The sequence below is a fragment of the Alteromonas sp. AWJ4_199 genome (genome assembly GCF_056159165.1).
The window spans coordinates 351637-372504 of record NZ_JBSWUR010000002.1 but is presented as its reverse complement, the minus strand read 5'-3'; the positions used below and the strand labels follow the sequence as shown (position 1 = coordinate 372504).

16 protein-coding genes are annotated in these 20868 nt (G+C 39.7%); 5 read left to right on the top strand and 11 right to left on the bottom strand.

Annotation, left to right across the window (positions count from 1 at the left end):
• The first annotated feature begins 213 nt into the window (after window positions 1–213).
• Window positions 214–2256 carry an acyltransferase family protein gene (locus tag ACXAER_RS16565; protein WP_474831171.1) on the top strand — a complete coding sequence of 681 codons (2043 nt, stop codon included), beginning with the start codon at window positions 214–216 and terminating at the stop codon, window positions 2254–2256.
• Window positions 2257–2267: 11 nt separating this feature from the next.
• Window positions 2268–3401, top strand: a complete 1134-nt coding sequence (locus ACXAER_RS16560) for a glycosyltransferase (protein ID WP_474831170.1) — start codon at window positions 2268–2270, stop codon at window positions 3399–3401.
• On the opposite strand, the gene ACXAER_RS16555 is transcribed toward ACXAER_RS16560, so the two are convergent.
• Window positions 3387–4499, bottom strand: coding sequence for a glycosyltransferase family 4 protein (locus ACXAER_RS16555; RefSeq protein ID WP_474831169.1), 1113 nt, complete (start codon window positions 4497–4499; stop codon window positions 3387–3389). The two genes, ACXAER_RS16560 and ACXAER_RS16555, sit on opposite strands and share 15 nt — an antisense overlap.
• 211 nt (window positions 4500–4710) lie before the next feature.
• Between ACXAER_RS16555 and ACXAER_RS16550 the strand changes: the two genes are divergently transcribed.
• Window positions 4711–6834: a right-handed parallel beta-helix repeat-containing protein gene (locus ACXAER_RS16550; protein WP_474831168.1), complete on the top strand. Its 2124-nt coding sequence runs from the start codon at window positions 4711–4713 to the stop codon at window positions 6832–6834.
• 61 nt (window positions 6835–6895) lie between these two features.
• Here ACXAER_RS16550 and ACXAER_RS16545 read toward each other — a convergent pair whose 3' ends face one another.
• From ACXAER_RS16545 to ACXAER_RS16500, 10 genes are all read right to left on the bottom strand, one after another.
• Window positions 6896–8014 carry a sulfotransferase family protein gene (locus ACXAER_RS16545; RefSeq protein ID WP_474831167.1) on the bottom strand — a complete coding sequence of 373 codons (1119 nt, stop codon included), beginning with the start codon at window positions 8012–8014 and terminating at the stop codon, window positions 6896–6898.
• Window positions 8015–8475: 461 nt separating this feature from the next.
• Window positions 8476–9132, bottom strand: a complete 657-nt coding sequence (locus ACXAER_RS16540; protein WP_474831166.1) for a hypothetical protein — start codon at window positions 9130–9132, stop codon at window positions 8476–8478.
• A 189-nt stretch (window positions 9133–9321) separates the two neighbouring features.
• Window positions 9322–10788 carry an oligosaccharide flippase family protein gene (locus tag ACXAER_RS16535; RefSeq protein ID WP_474831165.1) on the bottom strand — a complete coding sequence of 489 codons (1467 nt, stop codon included), beginning with the start codon at window positions 10786–10788 and terminating at the stop codon, window positions 9322–9324.
• A gap of 137 nt (window positions 10789–10925) precedes the next feature.
• Window positions 10926–11882, bottom strand: coding sequence for a hypothetical protein (locus tag ACXAER_RS16530; protein ID WP_474831164.1), 957 nt, complete (start codon window positions 11880–11882; stop codon window positions 10926–10928).
• 70 nt (window positions 11883–11952) lie between these two features.
• Window positions 11953–12786, bottom strand: a complete 834-nt coding sequence (locus ACXAER_RS16525; RefSeq protein WP_474831162.1) for a glycosyltransferase family 2 protein — start codon at window positions 12784–12786, stop codon at window positions 11953–11955.
• 5 nt (window positions 12787–12791) lie between these two features.
• Window positions 12792–13673 carry a sulfotransferase family protein gene (locus tag ACXAER_RS16520; protein WP_474831160.1) on the bottom strand — a complete coding sequence of 294 codons (882 nt, stop codon included), beginning with the start codon at window positions 13671–13673 and terminating at the stop codon, window positions 12792–12794.
• Window positions 13666–14778: a glycosyltransferase family 4 protein gene (locus ACXAER_RS16515; protein ID WP_474831158.1), complete on the bottom strand. Its 1113-nt coding sequence runs from the start codon at window positions 14776–14778 to the stop codon at window positions 13666–13668. The genes ACXAER_RS16520 and ACXAER_RS16515 overlap by 8 nt, the downstream gene beginning before the upstream one ends.
• Window positions 14779–15345 carry a serine O-acetyltransferase gene (locus tag ACXAER_RS16510; RefSeq protein ID WP_474831156.1) on the bottom strand — a complete coding sequence of 189 codons (567 nt, stop codon included), beginning with the start codon at window positions 15343–15345 and terminating at the stop codon, window positions 14779–14781. It abuts the gene before it with no gap.
• Window positions 15335–16654 (bottom strand): O-antigen ligase family protein, encoded by a 1320-nt coding sequence (locus ACXAER_RS16505; protein ID WP_474831154.1) that lies wholly within the window; start codon window positions 16652–16654, stop codon window positions 15335–15337. Before ACXAER_RS16505 ends, ACXAER_RS16510 begins: the two co-directional genes overlap by 11 nt.
• A gap of 2 nt (window positions 16655–16656) precedes the next feature.
• Window positions 16657–17796, bottom strand: coding sequence for a glycosyltransferase (locus tag ACXAER_RS16500; RefSeq protein ID WP_474831152.1), 1140 nt, complete (start codon window positions 17794–17796; stop codon window positions 16657–16659).
• 393 nt (window positions 17797–18189) lie between these two features.
• Between ACXAER_RS16500 and ACXAER_RS16495 the strand changes: the two genes are divergently transcribed.
• Together ACXAER_RS16495 and ACXAER_RS16490 are read left to right on the top strand one after the other, a co-directional pair.
• Window positions 18190–18849: a transglutaminase-like cysteine peptidase gene (locus ACXAER_RS16495; protein ID WP_474831150.1), complete on the top strand. Its 660-nt coding sequence runs from the start codon at window positions 18190–18192 to the stop codon at window positions 18847–18849.
• Complete coding sequence (locus tag ACXAER_RS16490; RefSeq protein WP_474831147.1) at window positions 18849–20783, top strand: bifunctional diguanylate cyclase/phosphodiesterase; 1935 nt, start codon at window positions 18849–18851, stop codon at window positions 20781–20783. Before ACXAER_RS16495 ends, ACXAER_RS16490 begins: the two co-directional genes overlap by 1 nt.
• The last annotated feature ends 85 nt before the right edge of the window (window positions 20784–20868 follow it).

Genomic DNA, 20868 nt, shown 5'->3' with positions numbered 1-20868 from the left:
GCATGGCCAAAGCATAGGAAGAATTTTTCTGTGCGCTAAGGCTTGCCTGAAATAAAAGCGGTAGTTTACACGAGTGACAGACATTACCGCTACCCTATATAGCTGATAATGGCGAAATTTTGCTATATCTGCTCTACTTACAGTCATTTTTTATAAACAGATAAAATAAACAGTGCGTTTCGCCACGTTCTGGTGCTAACGAGCATTAATATTGTGCCGGCAGCTTCATCTGTAAAGACGGCATTGTTTACTCAAAACCAATCGTCTTTTGAAATTAAAGTGTTATATGCAAGGGCCGTTGATGTAAACTTACGACCTTTTAAAGTAAGACGGCTAATTTTTACGTTGAAACGCTTCAATACTGCAACATTAAGCTATCGCCCTGAAATCGATGGATTGCGCGCAATCGCTGTGCTTGCTGTTGTTTTATACCATTGTGGCTTTAACTTTGTTTCTGGTGGTTTTATAGGTGTCGATATATTTTTCGTCATCTCAGGCTTTTTGATTACTTCGCTACTAAGCAAAGAGATACTTGGCGGCAACTTTTCACTTAGCACTTTTTATGCAAAGCGTATTCGACGCTTATATCCAGCACTATTCTTCACCATTGTGCTAACAGTAATTGCTGGCTACTTCGTCTTTATGCCAGATGAACTAAAAGAATTAGGACAAAGCACTGTTGGCGTAGTCACTTATTTAGCGAATGTCTTTTTCTATTTGAAAAGCGACTACTTCGATGGCCCCTCTAACCTTAAACCTCTCTTACATACTTGGTCTCTAGCAGTTGAAGAGCAGTTTTACATTATTTTTCCCGTAATCATATTGGTATTAGCGAAACTAAAAAGGCACATAGTTTTAATATTCGCCATCGGGCTTTTTTTGCTTTCATTTGTTGGCAGTATTTTATTTTTAAAAATTGATAACAGCGCCGTTTTTTTTCTTACACCGTTTCGAGCGTGGGAATTTATGATGGGAGCAGCTTGTAGTGTAATAATCCGCTATTTTCCAGAACACAAAGCCCAGAAGCATGGCGCAACTGCTTGTTTAGGTTTGGTACTCATAATTGCGTCGCTAATCGCTATAAATGATGAAACTTCTTTTCCTGGTCTTAGCGCTTTACCAGTTACTTTTGGAACAGCCCTGCTAATACTCTTTGCCCCCCAACAGCCTTTGCTAATGAAGCTACTGGCAAATAAAGCTGCTGTCTATATTGGTAAAATCTCATATTCTACCTACCTCGTTCATTGGCCGATAGTTGTATATTACAACTACGCTATAATGAGAGTTCCAACACTATTAGAACAAACAGGGCTAGTGTTCGCATCGTTTGGGGCTGGCTTTCTGTTATATCAGTTAATTGAAAATAAATTTCGCCTAAAAGCTTTATCCTCTAAAGAAGTGAAAAGCACTTTTGTAGGGACATTAGTTGCAACGCTTTTTGTTTGCGTACTTGGTGGTGTAGTGCACATTAACGAGGGCTTTAAGGATAGATTCGTAGTTGACAACAAGGACATAAAAAAAACACCCCATATTCTTTCTCCTAAAGGGAACTGCTTTCTATCTACCAAAGAGTCTTTTGAAATTTGGAATGGAAAACATTGCTTCATAGGCGATTATGATAAAGAGAAAAAAACCACTTTGCTGTGGGGTGATTCACATATTAATCACCTAGTCTTCGGCATAAATGCGCATAAAGAAAGGATACAAAATAACGTAATTGTTTTTGCAAGTGCTGGTTGCGCACCGATATTTCAAGAAATACCAAAAAGTCGCCCAAACTGCGCTGGAAATAATGCGCATTTGTCAAAAATTTTAGAACAGTTTAACGTCACCAAAGTTGTTTTAGCTTCAAACTGGCAATATGCTAGATCCCAAGGCGTTGATATTTTCCGGTTGCGTGAAACGGTTGAAGATTTATATAGCCGCGGGTTAGAAATTTCCATCATAAACCAGCTCCCCGTATACCCAGTTAACAACCCGCTATATTTAAAATTACGCTTGTCCAATAGCTCAGAAAAAATCCACGAATGGACAATTAAGCCTGCGAAGGGCAAAAAAGAAGAGAAAATTATAGCTTCAATCGAATTCCCTCCAACTGTTAAAGTGGTAAACCCATTCGATATCTTTTGCAAGAAAGGTACTTGCTCCATAATCAAAAGCGCTAACCTTATGGTTAAAGATGCAGTCCACTTATCGAATGCTGGAAGTGAGTTGATGACTAATAGCATTTTGTCGAGAGACAAGGATTTCTTTTAAGTGAGGATTAGGTGAAAAGAAAAGTTGTATTTTTAATCAACTCTATTAAGTTTGGTGGCGCGGAACGTGCACTCGCAAACTTGCTGAGCAAGCCAGAGTTTTTCGAAGAATTAGATGTTTCTATCTTACTTCTTGATAATGAGCCTCTTGAGCGCGAAATGCCCAGTCACATACCATTAAAGAGTTTAAACAGCGATGGCTCGTTAATTAAAAGTGTGAACGAGCTATATACTTTTGTTAAACACACAAAGCCAGATTTAGTAGTAAGCTTTTTAGTGCGCTCTAACGTTGCCAATGCATTTCTGCGGCTTGTGAGAAAAATCCCAAAATCGATATTGTGTGAACGCATGCACCTTAGTAGTCATTTAGACAACCAGTTTTCCGGTTTAAAGCGTAGTTTTGCATCCTTACCTCCAACGCTTTTTTATCGCTTTGCAGACGCTGTAGTGGGTGTATCCACTGGTGTGACAAATGATCTAGTTACTCATTTTTCTGTGCCTAAAGAAAAAGCCTTTACGGTATTTAACCCCTACAATATCGAAGAAATTTCCACCAAGGCACAGGCTCCTTCAGAAATAAACACTCCTCCTGAATTCATTATCAGCACTGGCCGACTAACACCCGCTAAGAACTTTAAACACCTTATTGACGCGTATCTTGCTTCCAAAGAACTAGCCCCCCTTTGCATACTTGGCGAGGGAGAACAGAAACAAGAGTTGCTAGACTTTATTCAAGCTAAAGGTGCTTCAAATAGAGTCATATTGTTAGGCTATGCCAAAAACCCCTTTTCTGTTCTTGCCAAAGCGAAATACTATATTTCAGCATCTACTAATGAAGGCTTTCCCAATGCGCTTGTAGAGGCGATGGCAGTAGGTTTGCCGGCAATAATGACAAACTGTCCTTCTGGGCCAGCGGAAATATTAGAGGGAAACGAAGCGTTTACCAGTGAAACCATGCACCTGGGAAAACACGGCATACTGGTTCCGTTAAACAAGCAAAGCGAGCTCACCGCCGCAATAAACTATCTTCAAGATAATAAGCTTAGAGAAGTTTACAGTGTTAAAAGTCTACAGCGAGCTAGTGATTTTCATATCGATAAGATAGCACACGAATATTGGCAATTTTTAAAGTCACGACTTCAATAACGACTTAAATACGTCTATGTGCTTACGTATATTTACGTCCCACGTATTCTGTTGTTGTAGATTTTCGGCGTGTGCGCTTTTATAAACAAGATAGCTTTCAACGTTCAACTTTGCAGAAAGGCTATACACATCCCCCCGCTCAAAGTAGCTCTCCTTATTAAGCTCGAACTCTTTGTGAGGTGCAATATCACTAGCTATTATGGGAGTTCCGACGGACAAGGCTTCCGCAAGCACCAAGCAGAAACCTTCCATATATGAAGGGTTCACTAATAATGCAGCATTTTTGTATAGCTCGGTGAGCTCTTCATCCACTCGAGTACCCGCAAACACTATGCGTTCACAAGCATGTTGCGTTAACGACTTCACATATTCATCTTCGACATAATTAGAGCCAACGATTACCAACTTTAAGGTTGCGACGTTGCTCATATTAAAAGCCGCAATTAAGTCATCAAAACCTTTAGTTTTATCTAAGCGCCCCACTGCCAGTATATAATGGTTAGCTGCTATACCAAGTTCTGAAAGTACTTCACCATGCCCGCTTCTGTTATTAATTAGAGAGCCCGCATTTCTTATAACCATGCGTTTTCTTTTTAAAAACGTATATTTTTCGTTCACCTCTTCAAGAACAGACTGACTCACACAAATAATACGATGCGCAAACAGTACCGTTAGCAGCTCGCCCAGCTTCAGAATGAGTTTACCATGCCAACGCCATTTGGGGCGTTTATAGTCGGGCGAATGGTGAGTGACTATTGTTTTGAAACCAAAGATACGAGAGATGACGCTGAAAAAACCGGGGCCAATTCCGTGTAAATGAATAATATCAGGGTGAATAAACAGTCTAGCGTAAACTAAAGCAAAAAACGTGTGGATAAACGTTTCTAATCCACTGATATTTATAGACTTTAGCACTTTAACTCTTACGCCTTCATACTCATAATCCGTTTTTCCCTCATATTCTATTCGGCTAAGTACAGTAACATCAAAATCACTACACGCCGTCACTATTCCAGGGTAAAGATGTTCACATATGGTCTCTATTCCACCAACGAAAGACGGAATGCCTCTGGTGCCGATAACACAAACGTGTGGCATTTAAATTCCTTTATATTTGCTTTGGGTGAAGAGCTGAAAATTCACATACTGTAGAAAAAGCGCAGGTTAGATGCATATAATTGCTTACTAGTTCTTTTATTTTATTAGTATTTAATGGAATAACCAACACCTTGCGGCTTTAAAACTGAAAAACTAAACTTTTGTTTATATCTTCTTGCGATTATCGCTTCTCTTCTTTAAGGCTTATCCTATGCATTTACGCCCACTTTACCACCTTATCGCTATACTAAGCTTACTTACCATTTCAGCGTGTACCAATACTATTTCTGAAACACGGCAATCGCAAACGGCGCAGCAAACCGGCGACAAGTATGAACAACTCATTAGTGCCATTTACGCAAAAAACAAAGTAAATATAACTCCAGAAAGAGCCGTTGAATTAATAAGCAAAAGCAACTCGCTTGATAGAGTTGAAAAACAGTTATTAGAGAAGTTTGGTACTAATATAATTAAGCTTTACGAGCTGGGACTGCTTACAAATACTGACGAGCTTAGTTTATCTCGAGCGATGCCTGCCCTGTCAAAGAATGAGGTATTGCTACACGCGTTATTGACGATATTTCCTATCGATAGTTATTCCATTATTCGAAGCGTTCGTAGAACGGACGTCATTGGTAAAGAGCAGCTTCTTAGTGCTATTTTGCAAGCAGGCCTCGACCCTACCCTTGCAATGGAAGTAACAGCCACAGGTCTAGAAAACATAGTTACGCCGCTCATCCACTCGGCAAGTATAACCCTTTATAACCAGGTTGAAGAGAACACCAGTGAAGTTAAATACAGACAAGTTGGAACAGAAATTTGGGAAGAAGGACTTTCATTTTCTTGGGACCCAATATACGGTGCCTTATCAGGAAGCATTTTTAATTTAAAAGCTGACACCACCTATGAGGTTGAAATACAGGTTAATCAGAGCGATGAAACAAAAGACTATAGCTTTGAATTTACCACAAATCCAGATAGCCCTCCTATTGACCCCAACAAAGTTTACTACCTTTCTGAGATATACGACGGTGGGCAGTTAGATCTCGAAGCGCTAAATATATTTGGCTCCCCAGAAGGATACGCAAAAATAATTGGTGACGGCGCGATCATAAGCCCAGACGAGGGTGACTTAGCTGCAGTGAACATTGGCCGACAGTCATACGTTATGTTAGAAAACCTCACTATTCGAGGAGGGTTAAGGTATGGAATTTTCGCCGACCGAACTCACAACATTTGGATAAAAGGATGCGACATTGCTGAATTCGGCAGAACGGCATACGAGTACAGAGGCGGAAAAGCCTACTCTAGCCCTGAAAGTTCATCTCCAATAAATTATGACTCTGGGATCTATCTTGAGAAGTCTGGTATTGCGGTAATTGAAGACTGTGAAATTCATAATCCTAATTTAGGGGCAAATCACTGGGGCAACGGCCACCCTAACGGAGCAAATGCTATCCAAATGTGGGCATATCACCCTGATGTTGAAAAGCGCGGACAATTTATCATTAGAAATAATAGGCTTTATGGGAGTGATGATAAGCGTTTCAATGACGTGATAGAAGGCAGAAAGAATGCTTGGCGTGTTGGCGGGTTTGTAAGAGATTCAGCTATTTATGGTAACTATATTGCCTATGCAAATGACGATTTAATAGAAATAGACGGCGGACAAAGTAATGTACTCGTTTACGATAATGAACTTACTCAAGGGTATGCGGGTATCAGCGTTGCCCCCAATAGGCTTGGCCCCAGCTATATATTTCACAACCTTATTTACAACCTTGGCGATGAGAGAGGTCGCGAGTGGGCGTCGATAAAAGCTGGAGGTCTCTTAAGCCAACCAGCTGGTGTCACGCGAGTTTACGAGAACGTAATTTTAACCAATCGTAATGGTATTGCTGCTTCTAGCTTTCAAGAAGATAAGACATTTTGGATTGAAACGCAGAATAATGTGATTATAACTCGAAACAACTCAAACATGGTGGGTTACGGCATATATGACGAACAACAATTTCTATCCTCCCACTTTTTCAACGATGTAATTTACAATATCTCAATGGATGATACCAAAGTACATGTTTCACCTGAGACAATTTCCACATTCAACACAGCGGTTAATAAAAGTTCAGTTCAAAACTTTGACCCTGCTCTTATCAATATACTGGAAATCGATAGCACAAACCTAATTCCTAATATTTCGATTGTTATTTCCGAAGACGACGCAATAGATCCAATACAGTTATTATCTGAGGAATGCTTATCGAACTGCAGTGAAAAGTTGTTTATTAAGGTGGGGAGAGGTGATTTGTATTCTGGAATGCCTGTTCTGTTTTAAGTACAACATTAGAAGTTAATGTATGTACATTCACATCCATGTGAAGTATTTAAAGTACCAATTAGTTCAAATACCGGCCCAACATGGAAAGAAACGTGTTCTTTTTTCCTAAAAGATATAGCGGGTCATTCTTTGTCAATTTGAGCTTTATGGCAGCTAAAAACGCTCTAAATACTAGGCCTTTTTCAACAAATAATAAGGTGTCGTTAATATCATTAACATAGGAAAGCTTGAAACTGTGATCGTTTAATACTGATGTGAAACTGTCTAGCCCTTCAAACTTTTGTTTTTTTAGCTTTTTAAGTCGAAGGGGGTTGAAGGTTTTTGTGGTTGTAGATTTGTAGCCGTACTTGCCAAGCAAGTTGCCAAGTATACCTTCCGTTTGCACTAAAAGGTCGCCTTGTAGCTTTCCCTTCCACTTTGAAAGGTTCTGATTGTCTATTTTTTGACAAACATCTTGCTTCCAAGGCTCGTTTTCGGTTGTTACTGCGTTAGCCCCCTTTCTTTCAAGAATACCTTTATCAAAGGGCTCTTCAATGTAGGAAAACAATTTCCTTAGCTCTTCCTCTGGACTCATGACTAACTTTTCATAGCTTTGAATATAGACATCGTCAGTGTTGAGTTCTTTTTCAGCGCTGTTATACCAAGAATGAATTAATGCAGCGTTTTCAGCTACTGAACTAGAAGCCCAAGGCAGTTTTGGTATAGATGACGCGCTATCCCTAAAATCGCGGTGTATTAGTATGATTTTTGCGACAGGAAAATGCACTTTGATATCAGAGATATGCTTTAGATGATTAGGTGTTTTTTCAAGCCACCTTTCCTCGCCGAGTTGTGCACGTTTACTTGATACAATTGATTCTAACATTGCACTAATTGAGGGAGTTCTAGATTTTAAAAAATTTATTACTTGTTCCCGCTCCCTGCCATAGAGCGATAGTACGCTTTGGCCCGACAATGTAAGCCGCTCATCCATTAGGTTTACAGCTTGATACGGCCAATTTTCATTTTCTAAGGCCTGTTTAAGCGCTTTACTTCCTAACCCTATTTTATTGAAAAATTGCGTTTCTGGTCCAGAACCTATTCCACTATGTGATACTAAAAAACTTGTTAAAAGCGTGGTTCCAGACCTGGGTGCCCCAACTATGAATATTGGGCTTTTTCCTTGTCGCGTTGTCATTGTAGTTTAGTTCTCTCGTCTATTTACTATTGTGAAAGCAAAATATCCGCCAACTGCGGTGGAAACTTTTCAATCCGTGCCTTTAAACTCAAGTAACATTAAACATTAAACATTAACGTTAGCTTATATTATCAGTAAGCACGGTGAAACGCGCATATTTCTGGAAGAGGTTTTTTAAATATCAGCGTAACTAGGGTTTGTGAAGACAATATTAAAATATTAGAGATCTTTGGTGTCGCCGTACGAGCCTATCGTAATTTAGCTGCTACTTGGGGGCATACATTAAGTACAGTGGCGTAGCTATCTTATGAATTGAACATGAGAATTAGCTAACCAAGTTTCTAATTAGAGGAAAGAAGGACTTGCCTTTTGTGTAAGCTAAACGAGAAATATTGTAAAAAGTGGCGCTAAAACTAAAAAGGCCAGCTTAAAAGCTGACCTTTTACAAACGCTTCAAACTCTTAGAATTTGCGGCGTGATGCTAGAAGACATACAACCGAAAGAGCGAAAATCATCAAGGTTGATGGCGTGCTCACTGAAACGCTTGAGCTTGGGAAAGAAGTAAGCGTTAAGTTATCAAGGCCAGTACCAGAAACAGCAGCACTGCTGTTACCCGCAGAGTCGAACGTTAAGAACGAATAACCGTTAATACCAGTAAAGCGGTTGAACAAAATATCTAAGCTCCATAGGTCACCGACGAAGTCAGCGTAGACTAAGCCATCTGTTTTACCGGCAACATATGAAAATGAAACGTTAGAGCCTGTTGCAGTTGAAACAACCGGATCACGACCATCTGGGTCATCAACGAAAATAACGCTGCCGTTACTGCCATTAATGTCGAAGTTGATAGCACCTGCAGAACCTGTAGGGCCACTAAAAATCATATACAAACCTAACTCGTCCGCATCGTTAGTTGCAAAAAATGCAACTAATTCGTTTGCTTGTTCAAAGCCTGTGTTTGCGCTCCAATTGTTGAAGTCGTAGAACGACTCAAAAGACTCACTAAGTTGCAACGCATTTACTTCAGTTGACCCGTTAACAATTAGTGCAGCATTTGCACTTAAACTAGCGCTGACAAGCATTACTGCAGCAATAGCTTTATTAAAAAACTTCTTCATTTTAACCTCAATTCTCTATACAGCTAGATAATTTAAAACCAACTAACCGTGATAAGCAAAACTTGATCCACAATTCAACAAATCAATTAAATCAACAACTTACTCAAACTTAAACTGACTTAAAGTTTTGACATGTAAAATACTCTGACACTCAATTTAACGACTCTATAGACCTTTAGGTATCAATGGTTACTCTTGAACAGCAGCCTTCGGCTTCCTTGCCAACGTTCGAACTTCAGCCAATATTTTTTGCAGGTAAGTCCTAAAAATTAACAATAGAAATAACGGATAAAAGATAGCTCCACCGACTGACAATACCAAGAGTATTATAATCTCATTCTGTATCACCTCTGACAGGTAACCTTTTAAACTTAATACTGCAAAGAACATCATTAATGCGCTAATAACTGGAGGTAAAATTTCCTTAACTACCGACCATAAAGGCAATACGATGTGTTTGTTAACAATCAACAGCCTCACAGGAAGAATAAAACAATTACCAACAACAATACTTATCAACATTATCTTTATTCCAAACCAAATTGTTGCCCCTGCTATCAAAACACTGCTTACTATATTGAGAAGGGTTAAATTGAATGCGTCTTTAGTTTGGCCCACAGAAATGAGTAAATTCGGTAAAAACCATGCAATTACAGAAGGAAACATTCCAAAAGCGGAAATTGTCATATAGACAGCACTGGGTGCAAATTTTTCTCCGAATACTACCGTTATGAAGGGGGTAGCTATAGCTGCTAAACCCATGAATATTGGCAACACCAAAAGAGATGTTATTGAAACCATTTTTATATAGTGATGGCCAAGTTTACTTTTATCCTCAACTCTAGAAAAACTTGGAACGACCATCGAGTTTATAGAGCTCATGGTAACCTGGTTGATGACGCTCTCCCCTTTCTGTGCAGCAGCTAGAAGAGCAAAGCTAGCGGGCCCCAACACTAAACCGGTAAACATATTACTAGACTTTCTATGCAAGAAGTTCAATACAGCCATTCCCAAAAGCGGAAAACAAAAGGATATGAGCTCTTGGTTATCTTTTTTGTTAAAAGCAAAATATGGCCTATAATTAGCCACGAAGAGCATAAAGATGTATTGGAGGATGGCATTAATTAGCTTGCCGATTATTAGAGACCATAGCCCTAATCCATTTTCAGCCATCAAGACAATAAGGATTGAAGAAATAATCGTACCACAGAGCCTAGCCATGCCCATTTGCTTATTTTTGAACTCTCGCTGCAATTTTCCGCTTACTACAACTTGAAAACTTGTCAATATAGTTAATGGGGCTAAACACATTACAACCCATGCGGCCAGTTCCGAGTGATTATAATACGCCACTGGGAATCCTATCCCGACAACGCCCAATACTGCTATTAGCCCGAGCCCCGCAACAAAGGTCATCGTGCTCGCAGCGTACCTCTCTTCCCACTTAGCTCTTTGAACTAAATTTTGGTTTACACCCGCATTCACCAAAGTATTGGCAAACTCAATAAACAAAAAGCAAAATCCCGCAAGACCAAACTCTTCAAGCGTCAACACTCGCGCTAAGTATGCATAAACAACAAAATCAACTATGTTTATCCCAACTCGTGTTAGGGATGTCCACAAACTTCCGCTTGTAGCTTTTCTCTTAAGCGACATTAAAACTTCTCGTCATTGAAATGATTAAACAAAACACAGATTTAATAGATTTGTGCCAACAAAGGAAATAGATAAGGACATTTTATTAACTGAAAAATAAGCGCTCGCCTGGATGCGGCTTTACAGACTATCAATATCTAGTGCAAAAGTAACTGTCGCCATTTTTCAGTCAATTTATAGCGAGAATACTCCTTCTTTGCCTCTATTTTAACTTTGTTTTTACAAACGTAGTTAGCTTCAATATTGGGAAGGTCGACATTCAAATCTCTAAAAATATGAACAAATTGGTGCTGCTTACTTTTTGCTATAGTAAATTTTGAAGGTGCTGCAATAACGTTACACCCAAAACTTATTGCATGGTAAAAACTGCCAGAAGATATCATTGTATTATCGAGGTGGTTCATTAATACAAAGTCAGCGTCGCTTAGTTCTTTGTTTAAATCCTGAATTGGTAAAAATGTGTTGTTCCATGTTACTTTGAGACTTCGTTGGGCAATAATGTGGCGAAGAGCACTTTCATACTTTTTATCATCACACTTTCCCAAAATTTTCAAATGCTTATTATTCGGCCAAGAATTTAGAATAATATCTAAACCTTTATAGGGTTTGACAGCGCCAAAAAATATATAGTTTAAGACCCTATTATTTTTTTCTTCTACAAGTACGTCCATCGCTTCATCATCAAGATAAAGAGGGTGAACTAACCCACCCCCATCGTATAATTCCAACGAAACAAACTTGTAACCTAGCCCTCGCATTAGCCCCCGAAGAACGCTGAAATAAAACCCGCGCCCGTCGATATTATGCGGTTTGAAGTTGTGTTTTACAGAAATTTTAATAGAAAAAAACACAGCGCCAGCAACGACTAACCCTAAACATTTTATAAAGGTGATAAAACGCTTAAGCTTATTCAGTTTAGAGCCGTATGGCTTATCCTCAACCCAATTAAGCACCAAAGGGTAACGGCGAAACAAAGATGCAATCAAAACCTTGAAACTAAAAGCCACGGGCTGTAATTCCAAAGCCCTAATCGCTTCTTTGTTTATCTCTATATAATCATTATTGTGATTAAAAGGTACGAAAACCACTCTCACTAAATTAGTCCCTTTGTTCCAACTGTCGCCATAAGTTAATTAGACTGATAAGGTACAGATAATGGATTGTTTAAAACATGAATTTTCTATAAAAAAAGTGAACCGTTGCTGTTAATCCAGCCTGCTTTAGCGAATTCATAACCCACGATAATTTATTATTTTTGTACTTGAGCGAATAAAGATACTGTTGAGCGATTCTTCGCTTATACCATTTTTCGCCCAAAAACTGGCGGTGCTTTTTAGCAGATGCAAGCCTAGATTCGATATTACTTGGATCTAGCTTTCTAACCTTTGCACCAATACCGTCAAGATTTTGGAATCTATATAAATATATGGGGTTTGGTATATTAGCAAATCGATAGTCACCAATGAATAAACGAACGTATATATCCCAGTCTTGCCCATTGCCTAATGCCTCATCAAACCCGAGTTCCTTGATTAAATCCCGCTTACACGAAAACCCACTCATACCGCAGTAGCTGTTTCCTTGGACAAGAGAAGACTTTGTAACGACATTATCTGTATTTATGCGTATTTCTTTTTCATCACCAAGGTGTTTGAAGCCAGAAACCACTGCATCTGCACCATCGTCATACTTTTTCTTATGCTCTTGTAGGTAATGTGGAAGCCATATATCGTCGTCGTCTAAAAACGCCACTAGATCATATTTTGCCTCAGTTACGCCTTTATTCCTGGCAACGTTTGCACCACCAGATACGCATTGCTTTATATAGCGAAGTTTTGGGTCATTGAATTTTGATAACACATCACTATAGTCTGCGCTGGAATTGTCGTCGACAACAATAATTTCTTTCGGCTGTAGCGTCTGTTCAAGTACACTTTGCAATGAATGAAAAAGATAATCTGGGCGATTATATGTGGTAATAACTACGCTAAAATCCAATGTACCTATCCTTTTAGTAGTACGTAAAACTTTTTCGCGGGGCTATATAAGTAGCGAATATATGCAGAATAAAACCGCCATTTTAAGTTTGGTTTACCTTGCACTTCATCGGCAGAATATCCCATCATTTGCGACAAAGAAATTACCGAACTAGAAAAGCTATATCCAAAAAACGAAGATTGCTTAGCGGCTTTCCCTTTTCTCGCTTTTTCTTTAATGCTTAATGCATTTTCAAGACCGACTTGTCTGCATATTTTGTCGACGATTTCCATTTGCTTCGCCACTAAATCTTCGTAGCGAATTAATATATGGCTACTGCCAACTTGCTTAGTAAAAGAAAACCAATTCATGTAGTTCACCAGCCATTGATTTTCCAACAACGGTAAGCTGACATTCCAGCGGCGGAACTGAGATAAGAAAACATCTTTTGGGTTTCTGACTATGCCAATGTAGTGACACTGCACTTCGCTTTCGTACTCTTTCTCAAAGGCTCTCATTAACTCCAGTACACTACTTTGCAGAAGATGATGAGGAGATTTTTCAATAAATACTGGCCCAAATTTTTCTATTAGCAGAAACCAACCTTTGAAAATAAGCTCTTTGTCGTTTTTGTGTACGGGTAGCTCACCAAGATTTTCAATCAAAAATGTTTTTATTTCTTTAAGAGCCTGATCTTGACTGTAAGGCACTGCACTAGCCAACATTTTAAGTTGCGGCAGACAGAGAACTGAAGCCGCTTTAGTCCAATACAGCGTTTCTGACTCAAAGTGCTTCGTTTTCGGGTAATTATCAATGCCAAGTGCATTCACTAGGCTTCTGTGCAAAAAGCTAGAGCCCGATGACTTTTCTGACAGGATATAGATTACGCTTAGCTTTTTATTATCCATTTTTGGGCGTATCCATAATTTCGCGATATACATTAAGTGTACTTTGAGAAATTGACTGCCAGTCGTATCTTGCTAAAAACTCTGTTCGACAAACTGATAAGTTGAGTGACTCTACATCACTCAATTTCTGAGCAAGGCTTTGAACATCACCTACCTCAAAGTAACAATCGTTACAAAGCGCGAGATCTAAATTGGGTTCAATATTCGATAAAATCACATCAGTTCCCGCACTGATTGCTTCCAAAGCTACAATTGGATGCCCCTCATGATAACTCGGCAGCACGAATACTCTCGCATGTTTGTAAAGGCTTTGTAGCGCCTTTCCCTTTCTGCGTCCAGCAATAATCACGTTTTCACTCGCAGCGCCTTTTATACTTTGAGAGTACGAATCACTGTGGTCTGCGTCACCAACGATAACTAATTTCAACGAAGATTGGCTCGCTTTAAATGCATCAATTAAATCATGAAGCCCTTTTTCTGGAACTAGTCGAGCTACAGCCAAAACGTAGGACTTATCTTTCAAGTTTAAATCAACAGGTAAGTCTGCAGTAGTACAGTCCTGTCCAAAGTGCGTCAATGTACCGTTCGGAATAAAAAGGATCTCGCTAGAATGTTTTGCAAATTTGCTTTTTAGCTCATCTGTCAGCGTACGACCTACAACAATAACGCGGTTTGCAAACAAACAGGCCATTCGCTCACCAAACTGCAAAACAAATTTAGCAAACTTATTCCATTTCTGGCGGTTATAGTCTGCACCGTGATGAGTAACAACCACTTTCATCCCCAATATACGAGCTAGAGGCGTAAATAAAGCAGGGCCGATAGCGTGAATATGTAGTATGTCGGGACGCACCACAAACCCTGCATACAGTATTGCAATAAAAGTATGCAAAAATGTTTCAAGAAATTTATTCTGTACCGACCACAGACCAATAACGCTCACACCTTTATATTCATAAGACTTTTCAGTTAGATAAGGTTTCCTACCTATTACTGTCAACTCTACGTCTTCTTTGCTGATAATAGGGTATATATTTTGACAATGCGACTCGATGCCGCCCATCACATCTGGAATACCACGCAAGCCAACAATAGCTACCTTCATCTAATTCTGGCTCCTATATTCTGACGGCCCAACATCTTTAATAACTCGTGCAGGCGCACCTGCAATTGTTACATCACTACCAAAACTTTTGTTTACAACTGCATTGGCGCCAATGCCCACATTATTTCCCAGAGTGATACCGCCGAAAAGCTTTGCCCCAGGGCCTATGTAACAATTGTCGCCGATAATAGGCGCTTTACTTCCGTCTGTTATATCTGCGCCTATGTTTACACAAACATGAATACGGCAATTCGCGCCAATTTTTGCATTGGCGTTAACGACAATAGTGCCCGCATGTGCTATCGATAGGCCAGGTCCAAACACATTTGGTGGTATGGAAAAGCCCAGCTTTCTTCCCTTATTACGTAATCTTAGCCGCAGAAATTGGGTATATACTTTAAAGACCAGCCCTCGTTTGCAATTAATAAAGAATTCAACTTTTCTTAATAATTTTTGGAAGTGCCAAATATCGTGAGTCAGTTTATTTTTAAGGGTTGTTTTTATACCTAGCGCATCAAGATCGGCTTGTAAAAAAGCGTCATAATCACTTTTATCTTTAATTTGCATTGACAGTGCTCTTTATATTAATGGCATAGCCACGACGGGCTTCAGAATTTGGGTTGGCGAATATGATTGCGTTAAAAATTGCGAAAAATATTAACCCCTCTATATTCCATAAAGGCATGGTCGCCATATTCATTGCGATGAACCCAGCAAAAGAAAACAGCATTACTTTCGATAGCTTTTTGTCATAAAGCCGAAGCGCACCGATGACTATAGAGCCGCATACAAAAACAAAGCTCATGAATCCAAGCACACCATATTCGTAAATGTAAGAGACAAAAGTATTGTGCGCATACAGCTCAAATCTCAATTTCCAAGCGTCTGGACCAAAGCCAAGGAATTGCTGCACCACATTTGCGTTTCTAAACGCATCGATATACTGGCTCCAAATATATACGCGAGAAGACATGATATCGCGATCTGATTCGGAAAAGTACATTGGGGCCTTGAAGACCAAGTCTAGGTTACCTAGCAGTATACCAATATCAGCAAAGCGCTCTCTCATCGAAAAGGACAGAACGAGAAAAGCGACGAAAAAAATCATTGCAAAAACAATGAGGACTGGAACTTTCTGCGCCGGCTTCAAACGCTGTTCAACTAATGTGAAATAGAATGCCGCAGCAATTGGCAGCACTGTAAGGATTGACGTTCGATAGTTAACCAATATCAACAGCAGTACGGAAACAGAAAAAAGTACTGTTCTATATCTAAGTCTGCCGCGTTCAATGAGCCCGACCACGAAAATGAAGGCTACAATTACCATAGAAAACGCCGCTTCGTGATTATAACCGCCGATATAGCTGACAGAGCCGTCTGATTCCGTCGCCTTAGCATACCCGAGTGCAAACGACATTATTTGCAGCGCTACTGGCATGAAAAAGGCGACAAGAAGTTTTTTAAACGTTTCATTTTGCCCTTGAACCCTTAACGATAGGAATAAGGCACCCGCAAGCACCAAAAAATAGCACCATTTAACCAACACATTTATAGTGCCTGGCAACTTCATATTGACAAAGCCACTAACTGCGACGCATACGAAAAACAAATAAAACGGAAATAGTTTTTTAAGTGCAAAGATCCCTTTGGGCAAGAAGAAAAGCCCTAAGGCAGCAACACTAATGCTGCCCAGCGCATTGATAGAGAACCCTGCAACTAAGGGTGGGTAGGTTATCGTATGGAACGCAGATAAGAAAAAGCGAAGCCATATTGCACAGATAGCAAATGCCAAATATTTGTTACAATTTCCCACAATAGTGCGGTACACCAGCACTAGACTAATAAGCCCTATTACCACTTTTACTGCGTCGAACATGCCTACTCAGTTACCTGTGAGATGAGTTGAATTAACTTATTTTCAAACGCTTTGTATGAAAAATTTTCGGCACACTGCGAACTTCTAGACGCGAACGAGTGACGTACCGACATACATTTAAACTTACCCAGTGCCTCTGTAACGCCTTCCACACTGTTCAGCTCACACAAAATACCGTTTTTTTCCTCACTTGCACCACTTACTCTGTAAGGGTATTTTTCTGCAAGGATCTCCGCAGGTCCCGATTCACAATTCGTCGCTATCACCGCTTTTCCCAAACACATAGCTTCAACAATGGCATTGGGGAACCCTTCTGCATTCGACGTACTCACAAAGTACTCTGCGTTAACTAAGTATGGGTAAGGGTTAGCTTTAAACCCAAGGAACTGTATTTTATTTTCAATTCCTAGTTCTTTGGCTAACGCTTTAAGAGTCGTTTCTTCATCGCCCACGCCCAGAATTAATAAGTTTTCTGGTATGTTAGCTTTTGCGTAGGCCTTAAGTAGTAAGGAAAAGTTTTTATTTTTGACTAATCGCCCTACCCCAATAATGTAGGGCTTTGCTGGCAAATCGGTCACGCTATCAGATGCCTGGACCTGCAGCTGTTCAATATCGTAAGGGTTGTATAACACCGATACTTTGTCTCTCGATACCGCATAGTTATCGATAAGATCCGCTTTTACACCTTCAGATACAGCTACAACACTGTTCGCTTTATTGTATAGCAAACGAACTAACAAGCGGCTCACACCATCTTTTAGCCCCCCAGAAAGGTGACTTGTTGTGTTAACCCGCTCGCTTATTATCGATTTAAACTTTAAACGCTTCGATAAGGCCACGTTTAGAAAATTACTTCTTGTTAAAAAGCTAAAACAAAAAGCTGGATTTAGTTTTGCTAAAACGGGTTTTAGCTGTCTATAGCCAGTTACCAAGCTACCTTCGGAATTCAGCACTATTTTGTTTACATAACTCGGGCAAACCTGAGATTCGGGCAGATTATCAAGAAGAATAAGATGAACAGGAATGTTTTTTGAATCGAAATACGCTTTCATTATGGTTAATAATTTAACCATAACTCGTTCAGCGCCACCGCCTTCAAGTGAGTTAATGATAAACACCGCCGGACGCGCTGAGTAACCCATGAATGTTCCTTCTACTTTTAACTAAACTGCAGTTAGGCTTATATGATAACAGTTGTCGTTATCCAGTACAGTCTGGCATTGTATTATTTTGCTAGATAAAACTTTGTGGCCTTTATAACACCACGATTCCTGCATTGATTATTAAACACGAACCATGCCAATAAGTATCATTAAACGATTAAAGCAAAAGGTATTGCTTAAAAACCTTTCAAGTTTCTAATAACTTTGAGATTATAACGCTACTAATTCGCAAGCTACTATACGCGGTTGTGGTGAAACATTTTTTACACTTATTTCTTATCCATTACATAAAGTACTTACGGTTTGCATCAAGAAAGTCACACTAGCTCAGCTTTTAAAGCCTCAAAAATCTTGCGTTTTAAGCGTAAAAGCATGTGCGTTGGTTTACTCGTAGCCGGTGTTTTAGCGGTACTAAGTTCCTCCATTGCCCAACAAAAAAGCATATTCACCGAACAGGTGTATTCTAGAATAAATACAATTTACGGTAGGGATGCTAGTGAGAATGTAGCTAAATGGCGACAACTTGTAAGCGAATTACAAGCCGAAGATATAGATGAGCAACTGTTTGCAGTAAATCGTTTTTTTAACCGATTCGATTTTGTTGACGACCTTGTTCATTGGCAGCAAAAAGATTACTGGGCCACGCCAATAGAATTCATTTCCACAGGCGCAGGCGATTGTGAGGATTATACGATAGCGAAATACTTTTCGTTAATTGAGCTAGGTATCCCTGAATCTAAGCTTCGTTTGATGTACGTCACAGCTTTGGAATTGCGCCAGTCACATATGGTTTTGGCGTATTATGAAACCCCAACCTCTATTCCACTTGTTTTGGACAATATAAATAGGCGTATATTGCCTGCGAATAAAAGAAGAGATTTGTCACCCATTTATAGCTTTAATGGTAACGGCTTGTGGGCCGCAAAAGCTATGGGAACGGGCCGTAAACTGAGGGGAAGCGGACCGATGAAGATGTGGGACGATATGGTAGAGCGGCTAGACCGCGATATGTACGGAGATAAAAAAGAATAATGAGACTATCTACCCAACTAAGTACAAGCTTACTCGTTTTTTTGATACTGGTTTTTGCTGGTTCATTCATTATTAACGTGAAGCTAACCAGAGAATATGTAAACGAGCAGCTTGCTACTCATGCGCAGGATACCGCCACTTCTCTAGGGCTTTCAATTACTCCACACTTGGGAGAGGCCAATGGTATTGCCGTAGCCGAGACAATGGTAAACGCTATTTTTGATAGAGGGTTTTATCAATATATAACCATAACCGACATGGAAGGCAATTTACTGATTGAAAGACGTAACCCTGATACGGTCGATACTGTTCCTACCTGGTTTACAGATATTGTGGAAGTGACTCCACCCGTTGAGAAAACCGAACTAAATAATGGCTGGACGATGGCGGGAGAACTGGCGGTTCAAAGTCACCCAGGGCTTGCCAATAAAACCTTGTGGGAAAGCGTGAAGCAAAGCGCCTTTATGTTTTTTGCCGCATTCGTTTTTGCCTATATTGCGTTGCTTTTCATTATAACTGCAATCACAAAACCACTTCGCATTGTAGTTGATAAAATTGATGACATTCAAAACCAAAAGTTTTCCCACATCAACTATAAGCCTTTCACTAAGGAGCTATCCTTTATAACTAAAGCAGTGAATCGGCTGTCTTCATCTGTTGAGGTTATGTTTAAAGAGCTTACTCAAAAGGCTGAGCAGTTTAGAGTTCAGGCTTATGAAGATAGTCTTACTGGACTGCAAAATAGAAATGCCTTTACACGGCATATGAACGCGCTTCTCAGTAAAACGGCCACTACTGACGAAGGCTACGTGATATTGGTACGCCTTGCGCAATTAAACGCTATTAACATGACATTGGGTGCGCAAGAGGGCGACAGCTACGTAACCAAAGTGGCTAAAGAACTGAAAAGCTTTACTTCCAGCATTCAAGAAAGTGCTTTTTTATTTAGGGTGTCGGGCGCTGATTTTGTTCTAGTTACAGAAGCAATGACTAAGCAAGATTGCGAGGCGCACCTACAAACATTAAGCCTTAACCTATCCCGCTGCAACCCGCTTAAAGATGGCAGTAAAGCCGTTTGGATAGGTGCAGCACAATTTAACGACGAGCAGTCTTTTTCTGAAATCATGGAAAATGCTGACAGCGCGCTTATGGCGGCAACTAAACAACCCAACGGTTGGCAGTTCGCCTCTGAACTTTCCCTCATCCACAGCAATACCGCGTGGAAAGAGCGTTTAAACCACATATTGCAGCAACAGTACGCCGACATAGTCATTCAGCCTGTTATGGATGTTAAATTAAACTCACCGAGCTACTGTGAAGCCTTTGCACGCTTTAAAGAAAAAAGTAGTGGTAATGCAATACCCATGTCGCAACTTATTCCAGCATCAGAGCGTTTAAACTTGATTCCTGAAGTGGATAAGCTAGTGGTAAGCTTAGTGGTTCAAAAATTAGCATCAAACAAACGCGATATTGCTATTAACATAGCGAACGCATCGTTAGCTAATGCTGCTTTCAGACAATGGCTACTTAGCTTATTGAACCAAAATAAAGCACTCTGCACACATTTAATCTTTGAACTAGAAGACTCAGCTTTAATTCATCACAAAGACGAAGCGATATCCTTATGTAAGTCGTTGGTAAGTTTAGGATGTAAGATAACGATTGAACACTTTGGTGAAAACCTTGCATCGTTAGCTGGGTTAAGAGCTATACAACCTCATTTTGTAAAAATATCTGGCAAACTAACAAAAGAGATTCACGCAGATAAAGACAGTCAGTTATTTGTAACAAGTTTATTAAGCATTGCTCGTGGGTTAAGTATTGGTGTTATAGCAGAACTTGTTGAAAATGAAGCAGAGTCGGTGGCGTTAACTCGATTAGATGTTGTCTACCAACAAGGTTTTTATTTTGCAAAACCCATGCTGTGGCAATAATATTCAACTAATTTTGAAAAATGATTAATAAAAAAGAGATCTAACTCGTTCACTTGTTGTACAATATAAAGATATGGCGTTAGCA